At 41.0% G+C, this 15,279-nt stretch carries 6 protein-coding genes; 4 read left to right on the forward strand and 2 right to left on the reverse strand.

The window, feature by feature from the left end:
- Positions 1-123: 123 nt before the first annotated feature.
- The 4 genes from tnpB (at position 124) to PQO03_RS14935 (ending at position 4,523) form a co-directional block, all read left to right on the forward strand.
- The gene (tnpB, locus tag PQO03_RS14920) at positions 124-435 is read left to right on the forward strand and encodes an IS66 family insertion sequence element accessory protein TnpB (RefSeq protein WP_274150714.1); all 312 of its coding nucleotides are present in this window, start codon (positions 124-126) and stop codon (positions 433-435) included.
- 46 nt (positions 436-481) lie between these two features.
- Positions 482-1,954, forward strand: coding sequence for an IS66 family transposase (gene tnpC, locus PQO03_RS14925; protein WP_274150713.1), 1,473 nt, complete (start codon positions 482-484; stop codon positions 1,952-1,954).
- A gap of 754 nt (positions 1,955-2,708) precedes the next feature.
- Positions 2,709-3,719 carry an ATP-grasp domain-containing protein gene (locus PQO03_RS14930; RefSeq protein WP_274153988.1) on the forward strand — a complete coding sequence of 337 codons (1,011 nt, stop codon included), beginning with the start codon at positions 2,709-2,711 and terminating at the stop codon, positions 3,717-3,719.
- Positions 3,720-3,926: 207 nt separating this feature from the next.
- The gene (locus tag PQO03_RS14935; RefSeq protein ID WP_274153989.1) at positions 3,927-4,523 is read left to right on the forward strand and encodes a hypothetical protein; all 597 of its coding nucleotides are present in this window, start codon (positions 3,927-3,929) and stop codon (positions 4,521-4,523) included.
- Positions 4,524-5,615: 1,092 nt separating this feature from the next.
- Here the strand turns inward: PQO03_RS14935 and PQO03_RS14940 are convergent.
- Complete coding sequence (locus PQO03_RS14940) at positions 5,616-6,881, reverse strand: hypothetical protein (protein ID WP_274153990.1); 1,266 nt, start codon at positions 6,879-6,881, stop codon at positions 5,616-5,618.
- A gap of 15 nt (positions 6,882-6,896) precedes the next feature.
- Positions 6,897-14,939, reverse strand: a complete 8,043-nt coding sequence (locus PQO03_RS14945) for a hypothetical protein (protein WP_274153991.1) — start codon at positions 14,937-14,939, stop codon at positions 6,897-6,899.
- Between the last annotated feature and the right edge of the window lie 340 nt (positions 14,940-15,279).

Here is a 15,279-nt window from a genome sequence, read left to right on the forward strand (position 1 = left end):
TTAGCTTGCTAAAAATGAGTACAGCTAAGAAGGCACGCGTCCAAAAGTACGTAAAGGGCAATTTGAATCATATCCCGAGGGAGAGTAGTTGAATTAGAGTCTGGGCTTACCCCAGGAGATACAATGTTAGAATATTTTAAAGATCGTAAGTTAAAACTACATCCCGAACCCGTGAACCTCCGCAAAGGCTTCAATGGCTTAACCGCGTTAAGTAATCTGGAAAATCTCTTTGCAGGAGATGTCTACCTTTTCATAAATCGCCGGCGTAATTTATTGAAAGGTCTCTACTGGGATGAAGGTGGTTTTTGTATTTTCAATAAACAGTTGGAGCGCGGAACTTTTAGCGACATGTCCGAAGCTAAAACTGAGCTTAGTTTTCGGGAATTTCTGCTAATGATCCACTGCTGTAAAGGGGCCTATTTTAAGATCAAATAGCCTGGTTTTATAGCTGAAAAATCATGGGGTTATGCTATATTATTTCATGACTAAAACTATCTCAGACCTCACCAAAAAAGTTGTGTTTTTAGAAGAGGAAAACACCTATCTAAAAGCCCAGCTGTATGGTCGTAAAAAAGAGACTGTAGTCTTTGATAACTCAGATACTTTTCCTGAGTGGACTGAATACCTTAAGGATCTGGGCGATTCAAATTCACCAGAAAGAGATGAAGAACCCAAAGTAAATACCCTAAAAAAGAAGAAGAAACGCAAGCCCTTTACGCATTTCAATTTCCCTGAGAATGCTGAACGCGAAATTAAAATCATTGATTTGCCCGAAGATGAAAAAGTTGATCCCATAACTGGTGTAGAACTGAAACTCATGGGATTCGATACATCAGAAAAACTTGTTTATGTTCATGGTCGTTACAAAGTCATAGAGACTCGTGTACGTAAATACAATATTCCAAATAAGCCCAAGGCAGGAGTTATCTCCGCTCTAGTTCCCAGCCATCCGATAACAGGCTGTCGTGCTGATGTGAGCTTGTTGTCACATATACTCATTTCAAAATATGCCGACCATTTACCTCTTTATCGTATCGAAGAGCAATTCAAACGAGATGGACTTACTATTGCGCGACAAACGCTTTCCAACTGGGTTCTCCAGTTAGGAAAAACTCTCCAACCTTTAGGTGATTTATTACGAGATCAAATTTTAAACTCATCAAGAGTTTTTACAGATGACAGCCCTGTTAAGCTTCAAACAAAAGGTAAAGGTAAGCTTCAAGAAGGTCGGATTTGGGTTTATGTCGGCGGCGATGGTCCAGACCCTCCTCTCGTTTGGTTCGAATTCACCAAAGACCGTTCACACTCCCATACATTAGATCGAATGAAAGACTTTCAAGGAGTTTTTCATGCCGATGCTTTTGCTGCGTATGAAAAAATGGATAAGCTTGATGGTATCGATTGGCAGGCTTGCTGGGCTCATGCCAGGCGTAAGTTTTTTGACACACCCAATCCAAACGAATTCTGTAAACAAGTGCTTATTTTGATGGATAAGCTCTTTGAACTCGAACAGGATGCTTGGGCGCTTGGTACTTCGGCAAAGCGACAGAGCTTTCGCAATAGGAAAACAAAGCCTTTTGTTGAAGCTCTATTAAAGACGATTCAAGATCATTACTACAAAGCATGTGAGCCCAAAGGCAAACTCAAAACGGCAATGGAGTACCTACTTAAACGGCAAGAAGCATTTAAAGCTTTTCTTGCTTATCCGGATGCTCGCATAGATAACAATGTGAGTGAACGCGCTATTCGTCCGCTTACTATTGGTAGAAAAAACTGGCTTTTCTTCGGCAGTGAAAAAGGCGGCCAAGCGGCTGCCAATATCATCTCCTTAATCCAGACTTGTCGTAAGCTGGGTATCAATCCAAAAGAATACTTAGAGGATGTGCTCAGGAGAATCATTGATCACCCAAAAGAAAATTTAATGGAACTCCTACCACAAAACTGGAAGAAATAGACTTTTTTTCGAAATAGGCATTCAAATATTCAGCTCAATTGACGCTTACAAAAGTACGTAGTTCAAGCTTTAGCTTGCTAAAAATGAGTACAGCTAAGAAGGCACGCGTCCAAAAGTACGTAGTTCAAGCTTTAGCTTGCTAAAAATGAGTACAGCTAAGAAGGCACGCGTCCAAAAGTACGTAGTTCAAGCTTTAGCTTGCTAAAAATGAGTACAGCTAAGAAGGCATGCGTCCAAAAGTACGTAGTTCAAGCTTTAGCTTGCTAATCCAATAGCCTATTCAAATCCAACTTTCCGGAACTCTAAAGAGTGTACTAGCTACCTCAGAAGACTTGCTTATTAGGCACGCGTCCAAAAGTACGTAGTTCAAGCTTTAGCTTGCTAATCCAATAGCCTATTCAAATCCAACTTTCCGGAACTCTAAAGAGTGTACTAGCTACCTAAGAAGACTTGCTTATTAGGCACGCGTCCAAAAGTACGTAGTTCAAGCTTTAGCTTGCTAATCCAATAGCCTATTCAAATCCAACTTTTCGTCACTCTAAAGAGTGTACTACCTACCTAAGAAGACTTGCTTATTAGGCACGCGTCCAAAAGTACGTAGTTCAAGCTTTAGCTTGCTAATCCAATAGCCTATTCAAATCCAACTTTTCGGCACTCTAAAGAGTGTACTAGCTACCATATGCAAAGCAGCTGTGGCTTGCTTTATATATTACGAATTATATGCTAGCTAAAAGATTTATAGGGAGTAATTTTAATGAATAAGCAAACGCCCCCAAAGGTACTTTTTGTTTCAGGGATAAATGATAGCGGCGAAGTGAAAGTAAATACCATTGCACCAAATGGTATCACGCTTAATTACCAAGTGGAGGGTAGTTGTAGTGTATTTAACTCACTTGAATCAGCTGATTTTCAAAAACTCAGGTTATTCCTCGATACCACGCTAAGTCAGCAATTTGAATCTCGTTTTATGAGGGTATCGCTGATATTCAATCAAATTGCTAATGAGGAAACGCATAAGATAAGTCTTCAAAAGCTTACAAAGTTACAGGAAATGACTGGACTTATCTGCATTAATGAACCTCAATCAGTCCTTATAAATACTCGCGAGCATGTGGCTTTAGTTCTTGCGGATCTAGCAGGTTTGATAGTTCCCAAAGTTGCCCGTATAAGTTTTAAAAACCCAGATCAATTGGCTGCTGCGGTCAATGATTCAGGCATTGCTTTCCCCATGATTATTCGTCCCGTAGGTATTCACTACAACAAAGATATGATACTACTGCAGAATAGGGAGGCACTGAATCAAGTACCTTTGGCTTTTTGTGATGGTAGGGATTATCACATCATCGAGTTTTTTGATATTTGTTCAGAGCAAGGTTTATATGAAAAGATTCGTCTGATTGTAATTGATGGTGAGGTTTATATTAAGCACCTCTATTTCTCTGATGTGTGGTGTACTGGCGAGGAAACTCGTGAGATTATGAATGTACGGCCAGAACTTTGGGCGAGAGGGCAGGGTGTACTCGATTCTTTTGAAACAGCGATCAAGCCTAAAATAAGTGAACGCATCAGAGAAATTGCGATGAGGCTTGGCTTGGATGTCTTTGGGATTGATTGTTATATTTATCCTGACGGCCGAATTCTGTTATTTGAGGCAAATGCTTGTATGAATATACTCATCCCAGAGAAAGGACATGCTGATGGTAGTTCGAGGCAGTTGGAGCTTATCGAACGAGCTTTGCTTCGCTTGATTAAAGAACGCCTTTAAAAAGTACGTAGTTCAAGCTTTAGCTTGCTAATCCAATAGCCTATTCAAATCCAACTTTCCGGCACTCTAAAGAGTGTACTACCTAAGTAAAGCTTTAACGTATAACAACTTTTCGGCACTCTAAAGAGTGTACTAGCTACCTTAAAAAGGTTTGTATTTAGAATACATAAGAATGTATTTTATCATATATAATTTATGAGGTGAGATATGTATGATTGGAGGAACTTGAGTGAAGTAGACAAAGATCGAACTTTGGAGTGGAGGAAATTTAGAGCTTATCCAAAACATAACACACCCCATCTTGAGGGGGTATCAAAGCTTTATCATATAAGTGCGGCATGTTTTGAGCATAAGAATATCATTGGCTTAAATCCTGTGAGGATGAATGAATTTTGCAAGAAGCTAGTTGCATTTTGTGAAGCCCATGACTTGGGCTTGCATGCCTGGTGTGTATTACCGAATCATTATCATTTATTACTTAGGATAGAGGATTTAAAAGAGTTTTCTATTCTGCATGGACGATTTCATGGGAGCTTGTCACATCAATGGAATAGTGAGGATGGAACTCGCGGGAGGAAATGTTTCTTTAATCATTCGGATCGCGCTATTCGTAGTGAGCGACATTTTTGGGTGACAATGAATTATGTGCATAATAATCCAGTTCATCATACTTATGTAAAGAAATGGCAAGAATGGCCTTATTCGAGTGCCATAGATTTCATTGCGAGTGTGGGGATTGAGCAGGCACGTACGATATGGAGAGAGTTTCCGGTGCGAGACTATGGAAAGAAATGGGATGTATAAAAGGCACGCGTCCAAAAGCACGTAGTTCAAGCTTTAGCTTGCTAATAATGAGTACAGCTAAGAAGGCACGTAGTTCAAGCTTTAGCTTGCTAATCCAATAGCCTATTCAAATCCAACTTTCCGGAACTCTAAAGAGTGTACTAGCTACCTAAGAAGACTTGCTTATTAGGCACGCGTCCAAAAGTACGTAGTTCAAGCTTTAGCTTGCTAAAAATGAGTACAGCTAAGAAGGCACGTAGTTCAAGCTTTAGCTTGCTAATCCAATAGCCTATTCAAATCCAACTTTCCGGCACTCTAAAGAGTGTACTACATACCTCAGAAGACTTGCTTATTAGGCACGCGTCCAAAAGCACGTAGTTCAAGCTTTAGCTTGCTAAAAATGAGTACAGCTAAGAAGGCCCGTAGTTCAAGCTTTAGCTTGCTAATCCAATAGCCTATTCAAATCCAACTTTCCGGAACTCTAAAGAGTGTACTAGCTACCTAAGAAGACTTGCTTATTAGGCACGCGTCCAAAAGTACGTAGTTCAAGCTTTAGCTTGCTAAAAATGAGTACAGCTAAGAAGGCACGTAGTTCAAGCTTTAGCTTGCTAATCCAATAGCCTATTCAAATCCAACTTTCCGGCACTCTAAAGAGTGTACTACATACCTCAGAAGACTTGCTTATTAGGCACGCGTCCAAAAGCACGTAGTTCAAGCTTTAGCTTGCTAAAAATGAGTACAGCTAAGAAGGCCCGTAGTTCAAGCTTTAGCTTGCTAATCCAATAGCCTATTCAAATCCAACTTTCCGGAACTCTAAAGAGTGTACTAGCTACCTAAGAAGACTTGCTTATTAGGCACGCGTCCAAAAGTACGTAGTTCAAGCTTTAGCTTGCTAATCCAAAGGCCTATTCAAATCCAACTTTTCGGCACTCTAAAGAGTGTACTAGCTACCTCAGAAGACTTGCTTATTAGGCACGCGTCCAAAAGTACGTAGTTCAAGCTTTAGCTTGCTAATCCAATATTTAGCCTATAAAATAATTCATAGCTAAGATAAATAAAAAAGCCATTGAACAAAGTTCAATGGCTTTTTGAATTTGTGAAACTTAAGCTTTCTTAAGCAAAGGTATAAATATTACCAGTTAAGTCATCAAAAGTGCCACCAGCTTCGAGGTTGACTGTAGTGTAACCATTTTCGAAACTAGTTGAGCTAATTTCATCCCAACCACTTAGGTCAATTGATGAGCCTACTACACCATTAACAGTTGTAGCACCATCAATAACAATATTGTCGGCGTCTAAACTTGCTTTTTTAGATGTTAGGTTGATCGTTTGAATATTATCGATTTCTGTAGTCGAAGCAATAGGGCTTAAGAGATTGAGGGTATCATTGCCATTGCCACCATCTACATTGCCTTCAAAAGTTTTTGAGTTGATAAAGATCTCGTCATCGCCTTCGCCACCATTAACTGAACCTGAGAATGATTTAGCATTGATGTAAATATCATCATCGCCATTGTCACCGTTTACAGAGCCAGTAACCAATGAGGCTTTCTTGGAAATAGTGATGATGTCGTTGTCGTCACCACCATTAACAGAGCCATGCATGCCTTTAGCTCCAATATCTATGGTGTCAACTCCGCTGCCACCACTGATGTCTCCAAAAAAGTTACTCCCGCCTGACTTAACGATGAAGTCGTTACCATCGCCACCGTCAATACTACCACTAAAACTTTTGAGTTTGAGATTAAAGGTATCGCTACCTTCACCGCCATTTACATCACCAGCAAAGTCATTTCCTGTTATTTTGAAGTAATCATCACCAGCACCACCATCAACTTCACCAAAAAATCCTTTTGAAGAAATCTTGAATAGGTCGCCATCACTACCACCATCGACTTGGCCATCAAAATCAAAGCCTTTAATGGAGATATTATCAATACCAGATCCACCATCGACTTGACCGTCGAAGTAATTAGCTTTGAGATTAATTTTGTCGTTGCCAGAGCCCGCATCTACATTGCCTGAAAAATATTCGCCATTAATAGATATATTATCATCGCCGGACTCGGTATTCACTTCTCCTGCAAAGAGGTAACCTTTTAAAGCTACTTTATCATTGCCAGCGCCCATGGATACTGAAGTGGAAGTGGCAGTGCCTGTATCGGTGAATTTATCATCACCAGCATTGAGTGTGATTAAGCCAGTGTTAGCTTCTCCATAAATAGTGACACTATCTTTGCCGTCAGGTGAGCCAATAGTGGAGACGTCTAAACCATCTCCATATACTTTTACTGAGCCTTTAGAGTTTCCTGAGAGGTCAATGATATCACCATCTAATTCTTCATATACGTTTAACTTTAATGATTTTCTTTTAGCCATTTTTATATCTCCTGATTAAGCGTCTGCCGCGAAAGTTAAAGTTCCGCCGGCATATTGTTCGAGGAAGGGTGTGTCATCAACATTTAAAGTGATACTAGCGATATCGCCGCCGCCATTATCAAAGTCCTTACTATATTGTAATGCGGAATCTTGAGTCCAGCCATTTAATTCGATTGCCGCACCTTCACCACCGCTAATAGCGATTACAGTATCTGTGGCGCCACCGGGGTTAAGGAGGCTATTTGCATTAAAACTAACACCCGCATCTAGGTTAATTATTTCTACTCCTGTGACAGTACCTGTGAAGGTGCCTTCGATTTTAAGTGTATCAGTACCGTCAGCTAAGTCTATGGCTAAATTTTCCATGCTGCCAAGTAGGGTTACGTTTTGATTATCTAGGTCACCTGTGAGGGTCTTTGCATTGCTATCGAGTGTAAGGGTGAAATCATTTGATCCTTGGATGTTAATGAATTCGATCTCTGTAATCTCTGTAGTTGTAGAGGCTGTAAAAGTGATAGTTTCATCTGTGCCACTAGTACCAGTTACGTTTTTGACTCCATTGTTGTTTATTGTTGCCTCGGCACCTGAGAGAAGAGTAACGTCTTCAAAGTTCAATATTGTGCCATTAAAGCCTGAATCAAGGATTAATACATCTGAGTCACCGGCACCACCATCTACGTCGCCCGTATGGTTTGAACCGATGGTGACTGTGTCATTACCAGAACCAGCATCTACGTCGCCCGTATGGTTTGAACCGATGGTGACTGTGTCATTACCAGAACCAGCATCAAGTAAACCTAGAGTGACATTGTTTGAAAATGTTCCATCATAAACGTCATCTTTATCACCGAGGTCAATCAGAGTACCATTAAAGGTAGTGGTTTTAGCTGCAGTTTCTCCCATAGTTATAGAGTCTGAGCCATCTCCCATAGTGAGGTTGATAGCACCTGTGATTATTCCTGTTTGGAAGTGAGCGGTATCATTACCGCCGCCTAAATCAAAGTTGCCGTTAATATCGGCACTGTGGCCAGCGTTGATAGTTAAACTATCATCTTTCCCACTTAGTGCACCGTTAATTGTACCGCCAGCTTCTGAATAATGGATAGTAAGATTAATGCTGTCATCAGAGCTAATGACGGTGTCTTCGACACTACGAAAAGCAACTATGTTGGTCGTATTTTTACCAAGGGCAAGATTCTCTATATCCCAAATACTACCTTGGAAATTATTATTTTCACCAAAAGTCATAGTCTCAGCGTCTGCGGCGGTACCATAAACTTTGGCTACGTAGTCATCTGCTATACCACCCGTATTTGATGAGAAGTAAAAAGCTTCAGTGTCTGATCCGAAAAATGCAGGTGAATCGTATTGGTCTGCAAAATTAACAACTAACCAACCATCGCCTTTAAATTCATAATCACCAAATTTATTAATGTTTTCACCAATACCTTTATCTTGGAAAATCATGAGTTGATCAATGCCTTCGGTGTAAATGCCATTCGCATTGATATCTTTAAAGAAATAGTCGTCGATACCATCACCTAGAACATTTGCTACACCTGTTAGATGATTAGTTAGTGATTCATCAATATCAATGTCTGTTTGTAAATCGATATCAGTTCCTGAGCCAGCAGATATAAAGATTGTTTCCACATCTTGGTGATTGACTGGATCGAGGTTTAGTATGGTTTTTACGTCAAAGTAAATGTTTTCCACATTTTCTATAAAGAGAAATTGACTAAAGCTATCAGCTTGGACAACAAGTGTATCGTTACCCTCCTCCAAGTTTATTAAGTTGGTTGACATAGCGCCATCAAAATCTATCATGAGGAAATCATCGTGAATATCACCATTGATCTGTTCAGCAGAATCGTCGTGATTGAAGACCATGCGTTTACCCGCATCGATAATTTTATCTTCGAGGTGGTTTATGTAAATTTCTTGATTGGTAATATCACTATAATTGTAATCTGCGAAGGATACATTTGCACCGACAGTGCCATAAGCAGTTAGATCAGCTAAATATAGTAGTTCAGTTTCATACTCACTTTTGATAAAGACATCGATACCTGTGGAACCATCAAAATTTATGTCTTGGACTGTAGCGCCTTGATTAATAGCTTCTTCTTCTACAGCATTAACATAAGCTTCCCACGCTAAGTCGTTATTAGCATCTTCGGAGTGATTTACAGTGTAATAGTTGTGGAATTCACGTTGATATAGAGTCTCCTCAAGAGCATCTTCATAATCATCGAATGAATCGGCATCAAAATTAGTAGCGGATCTATAGTCAGGGAGTGTGCCACCAAAAAACTCGATTTGATTTTCAAGCTCTAGCTGATAGGCATCGAGATCAACAAAGAAGTCGTTATTCGGGTCTAGTGTAACAGTTTCCCAACGGTAACCAGCATCGACAATAGCTTCTACTATAGCAGCATGAAAGGCCTCTGTGTTAGCAAAGTCAACGGCATCAATTCCATCAATATGGAGTCCAATTTGCTCTATGTAAGCATCTATGCGTGCATCATCATCGGCATATGGATCATTGATTACGGCGTCGACTTGTTGTCTTGCTATGAATGCGTCCCCGGATTGGAAGTCAAGTTCAGTAAGGTAAAGTAGATCTTCGAGCTCTGTGATATAAGAAGCCGTATCTACATAATCGCTGGCGTCTAAAGTTGCAAGATCAGCAATCGGAGCTAATTGGGCTTCAATTGCTGTGTAGAATGCAGTTTTATCGCCTGCAAAATCTACATCTAAGTCAAGTGCTATGGGCAGATTCGCACCAATTGCGGTAATAATGGCGTCTAAATAATCTTGATCAGTCTCATAATCATTTTTATCTATCTGTTCCATCAATACTTTACTTTGCTCAGCATTGTTGCCAGCTTCTATGTAAGTATCGTAGAGGTAGGTTTCGATGAATTCTTCGTAACGTACATCGTCATTAAATACAGTTTTATCTACAAAGCCAATAGGGAGTTCTACTTCGAGATCAGCAATATAGTTATCTTGATTGATGAAATCTTTATCGTTGACAGTCTGAACCTGCGCAAAGAAAATCCTTTGTATGTTAGATATACTTTGAAAAATTGATCCAGTATCATAGATTTCATGATTATTCAAGAGTGTTAAGTCGGTTTCCCCACCACCACTTATTGATGTGATATTTCTTATATTATCGACGATATTAGCCGTTCCACCTGCAAGACCGAGGCTACCTATACTTTCAACAGTTCCCTCAAAGCTTGTGGAAAGAGAAATGCCGTTAAATTCGTTTGAGTATGGAACAAAAGTTTCATAATCATAGATTTCGTTAGCACCAAATTCGAAGCCTAAAGGGGCGTCACCAACAATGTATTTCAAGAATTCATCATTTTGTATAGCGAAACCGCCTTCGATGATATTGACTTGTTCAATATTATTTAATGCAAATGCATTCCCGCTTGTCCCGAATGTTGTACCTTCAGTCAAGGTAATAACTTCATTTACCTCGCTAGTACCATTGATCTCGCTTAAAGAATCACCCCAAAGAGTTAAAATTGAGCCGCTGGACGGTAGGTTCAATATTTCGATGCCGTTAATGACGCCGATATATTCGTACTGAAGTGTGAGCGCACTGGACCCTGTTCCTTGAATCCAGTCCAAATCTTCGTCATGACGGAGGAAGTTTTCTTCTCCTAGGAGATTAATAAATTCAATATCGTCAATCTCTGAGTATGTAATGTCAAGAGTGGAGCTGTCTTGGCTACCGAAACTGTTGAGTAAGGTTAGGTTATCATCCAGGGCATCACTACCATTAACCTGTAAAAGTGCCTGGTCTGATTCTACGACATATGCTCTTTCTTCACCTTGGAAGGTAATGATCTCAATTCCGGAAAGGCTGCCTTCGTAGCTTGAGTTGAATATGACAGATTCTTGTTGGTCGTCTTCGCCTACACCAAAGATACTATTTACTTCGTTAAGGTCGTTAAATATAAAGCCTGTACCAGTGTCCGCTAAGCCAATGTTTTCAAATTGGCTGTAAGTGAAGTTGATGGCTGAGCCAGCATCTTGGATGATTAATGTGTCATCACCAATTCCGCCTTGAATATCGCCTGTGAAAGCAGTGCTATCGCCATTGGCATCATTGTCAACAGTTACAGTATCATCGCCACGTCCCATATTGACAATCGCTTCGGTGTTGCCTGTGAGGACTAGAGTTTCGTTTCCGACATCACCATTGATGACATCTAGAGTATTGCCGTTATCTGTCACATCAAGTGTCGAGCCAATACCAATTGTTGCTGTGGTAGCTGTTTCGATAATAGCGGTAGTAGTTGAGTTGTCTCCAGTATCAAGAGACTCTAGAGAATTTGAATGGAAGGTGTTGACTGAGTTGTCTGCAAGGAAGAGTTGCTCTAGGTCAGTTACATTGACATCTGTAGAAGAAGGGATGGCAAAATTTAAAGCGGTGTCTTCAAGGATTAATGTTTCATCTCCATCTCCAGCGGTCACCTCAGTGATTGTTTCAACGGTGGTTGGAATAGTGAGAGTTTCATCGTCACCAATTGTAGCAATTGTACCAAGGACAGAGTTGGTATATGTACCTCCGCCAATTTTAAGGATTTGGGTAGGGTCAATAAAGTCCAGGGCAATGATGGTGTCTTCGCCACCAGAGTTGTTGATGGTTCCAAGGAAGTTACGATCGATAAAGATGATGTCGTCGCCTTCGCCTGTCTCGATGTGGCCACTGAAATTGCTGCCCACATTGATTGTGTCATTGTTAGCTCCAGCGCTAATGTCTAGGTTAACATCACTTTTTATGTTTAAAATATCTTCGCCAGCACCTGTGTCAACTGTGGTGACGGCTCCAACAGCTGGAGTAATGGATGATCCCTGGCTAGCTCCAGCACCTATAGTGATTGTGTCGGCGCCTGATGCTGTGCTAATGTTGTTGATAATTGCATTGGCACCTATAGTTATAGTGTTATCCCCTGCAGAGGCCTCGATGTTCACCGTGGAGTCGTCGCCAACTGTTATAGTGTCGTTGTCAGTGCTGGTGGTGATAGTTCCGTTGAAGGAGTCGCCGACTGTAATGTTGTCATCACCACCATCTAAAGTGGTGATATTGAGAGTGGCGCCTGAACCTAAAGTGATTGAGTCGATACCTGTGCCAGCGAGGATGTCGCCACTTGCAGAGTCTGCGATGGCGATGCTATCGTCGCCCGCACCGGCGCTTATCGTGCCACTGTTGCTTGAGCCAATGGTGATTTCATCGTTTCCGCCGTTAGTGGTAATGTCACCAGTGGAGTTGTCACCGACTGTGACAATGTCTACACTGTCGGAACTTATAAGGGTGGATCCGGAGTTATTGCCAAAAATAATTTCGTCAGCACCAGCGCCTGTTTCGAAATTGATACTGACTCCATCTTCTGTCGTGATACGGTCGTTGCCATCGCCAGTAGAGGCATTAATAAACACGGCTCCAGATGTGGCTGTAATGAGGTTGTTGGTGTTTGAGTCGGCTGCTCCAAAATCATTTGGGGTTGTGGCTGAGCCGCTATCTGCTGCAGTAATAAGGACTTCGAAGCCGAAGTCGATGGGGTCGTCTGGGTCGTCTGGGTCGTCTGGATCTACAGGAACAGCATCGTAATCAATGGCGGGGTTATTGAGTTCGGGTGTTCCTTTTATGCCAGAAAGTGTACCTGTGTAATTACTTGGTATTTCGATTGTTTCTTCTCCGGTACCAGTAATTCCTTGGAGATACTTATCGGCAGAAATGCTGTTTGCGCCACCGCCTTTAATGATGACAAAATCAATATTTTCTAATGTGCCATTAAAATCCTTGTTGAGGATGACGGTTTCTTCTTCGTCAATAGAACCAATGATTTTGATTAAATCCCCAGTGAGGTCAGTGATTTCGTTAGTTGTTCCTGCAGCAACTCTTATTACTTCAACTTCGCTGATTGTGCCATTGAATTCTGTTTCGAAGCCTATGGCTTCGCCGTTCACTTCGCCCGTTCCATCGTTACCAATAATGCGAGTAAGTGAAGCGTCGTTTGCAATGTAGTTAACAGTGCTTTCGGCTAGTTTGATTTCTTCAACATTACTTAGGCTTAGTGAGATTATAGTGTCAGGATCATCAATGCTGATGCCACCGACGGAACCTTTGAATTCTATGGATTCAAAACCTGCGCCGCCAACAATTGAGTTTAGATGGTAGATGCCGTCTTCGGGTAATTCTTCTAGAGAATTGACAGAGTCATCGGCGAGGACAAGTGTTTCTAGGTTTTTGATCGTACCACGAAAGTCGTTTTCAAGACTTATTGATTCAGCACCACTGGAACCTTCTAGTGAAATTGTGGATGCGTTGTTATTAAGTGTTATATCGGAATCTCTAGTTACACCCAAGTTAGTGAAGCCCGTGTAGTTACCATTAAAGCCATTACTTAAGAGTAATGTATTTACGCCGTTGCCGCCTTCGATGATACCGCTAAAGTTTTCGCCCGCAATAACTCTGTCATTGCCTTCTCCACCTTTGATAGTGCCGTTAAAATTGTCGCCAGTGATGATCGTGTCATTACCATAAGAGCCTTCAATTGTACCAGTAAAGTCACTATTCACAACAACGGAGTCGTCTCCTCGTCCTAGTTTCAGGTCAGCAGAATCGGCATTGATGCTGAAATTATCGTTTGCTGAGCTCATTGTGATTTCTATGCCATCTGAGTTTTTCACATTGATGGCATTACTGAATCCGTCGTTATCTATGAGTAATAGTTTTTCTACGTTGTCGGCGACAATACTGCCACCAAAATCACCGTTGACGAGACGTATGGAATCAATACCGTCACCACCATCAATGTTGATGATTCTATCCGTACTACCGATTAGGGTAATGATATCATCGCCTTCTTTTGAGTTGACAAAGTCAGCATGACTACCATTGAGGAAAGTGAAATTATCGTTGGCAGCGCTACCTACTACAGTTCCTTGGTTCATTTCAAGGACTGAATCAACACCCCTTACTGCAGTAGATTTGTTTGCTATGTTGAATCGTGATTCGGCAGCATTTAGAGTCTGCTCAGCTAGTGCTAGGTCGATGACTGCTTGATCGTATTGATCTTGTACAGTATTTGTTCCAGCTAATACAAAGCCTCCAAATCCGAAAGAGTTGAGGTTATCGAGTTGAATCTCTAGTTCTGTTACAGTCTCTTGGAGCAGATTCACACTCGTTTCTGCTGTTGATAGGGCGGCTTTCGCTGCGTTGAACTCTACGACGGAAAGTTCATTTAGCGAATTTACTTTATTGCGAATGCCTGCGGTGTCAAAATTAAGGGTTTCAACTTCATTTACAGTTGTACGCCCTCTGAATGAGCCGTTAACAGTAACTGTGTCAAAGCCATCGCCGCCGTTGATGTCGCCTCTGAAGTTGCTGGTGTAAATGTTTATATTGTCGTCGCCACTACCAGTATTAATGTCACCAAAGAAATTATTGGCGCTGTTGAGCACGTTGACGATGTCGTTATCTGAATCTGTGCTGACTACGCCGCTGAAACGGTCTGCGGCAATGTTTACAGTGTCTTTGCCGCTCTCAGTTTGGTAGAGGCCGAAGTGGTTGTTACCGTTAATAGACAGGAAGTCATTGCCACTGCCAGTTAAGAGCGTTAGTTCAAGGCTTGATGCGTTTAAGAAGATGCTGTCGTTGCCAGCACCGGTGTCGATAGTGCTTGTTGATGAATAGACGCTGCCACTGATGCCTACTCTGTCATTGCCGCTGCCGGTATCTACAGTGCCAGAAAAATTTGTTGAGTTGATATTGACGATGTCACTGCCTTCGTTGCTCGAGATTGAACCAGAAAAGTTATCGGAGTTGACTGTGATTTCATCGTTTTCTGATCCGGAAGTAACTTCGCCTGAGAATGCATCGCCATTAATATTGATTAAGCTGGGTGCAGATGATGAGCCGTTTATTTCTTCACTGTAGTTGTTGACGTTGACGTTGATTACCCCGCCATCGGCGTCGGTGGATTTGTCGACTGCGCTGGTATTGGTTACGATTGTTTCGTTGTAAGCCATTATAATGTTTACTCCATTGTATTTATAAAACTTGTGTAGAATTGTACTCTACTAATTTAAACATCATAAAAATTAGTAGAGGCTATGGTGATTTCAATCGTTTTTATTTTATTTAAGCTCATGTGATGATCGTGGATTAATTAGATTTAAGTCATTTATTGACATATACTTAAGGTAGTATTTATGTTTATTTAATATTGTTCATTTTTATTTTAAATAAGCATTTTTTTATTCGAATGTGCGTTTTAAATCATTTTAAGGCATTTTTAAATGAAAAGAGCTTATTTAAAAATCGTCGACTTTGTTAAGTTGTTCAGCTTGTCGCCCCAAGCCCTGTTTT

Source organism: Lentisphaera profundi (genome assembly GCF_028728065.1).
GTDB classification, from domain to species: Bacteria; Verrucomicrobiota; Lentisphaeria; order Lentisphaerales; family Lentisphaeraceae; genus Lentisphaera; species Lentisphaera profundi.

Excerpts from the sequence above, each read along its gene's own strand:
- tnpB (WP_274150714.1), top strand. The coding sequence starts at position 124 with ATGTTAGAATATTTTAAAGATCGTAAGTTAAAACTACATCCCGAACCC.
- tnpC (WP_274150713.1), top strand. The coding sequence starts at position 482 with ATGACTAAAACTATCTCAGACCTCACCAAAAAAGTTGTGTTTTTAGAA.
- PQO03_RS14930 (WP_274153988.1), top strand. The coding sequence starts at position 2,709 with ATGAATAAGCAAACGCCCCCAAAGGTACTTTTTGTTTCAGGGATAAAT.
- PQO03_RS14935 (WP_274153989.1), top strand. The coding sequence starts at position 3,927 with ATGTATGATTGGAGGAACTTGAGTGAAGTAGACAAAGATCGAACTTTG.
- PQO03_RS14940 (WP_274153990.1), bottom strand. The coding sequence starts at position 6,881 with ATGGCTAAAAGAAAATCATTAAAGTTAAACGTATATGAAGAATTAGAT.
- PQO03_RS14945 (WP_274153991.1), bottom strand. The coding sequence starts at position 14,939 with ATGGCTTACAACGAAACAATCGTAACCAATACCAGCGCAGTCGACAAA.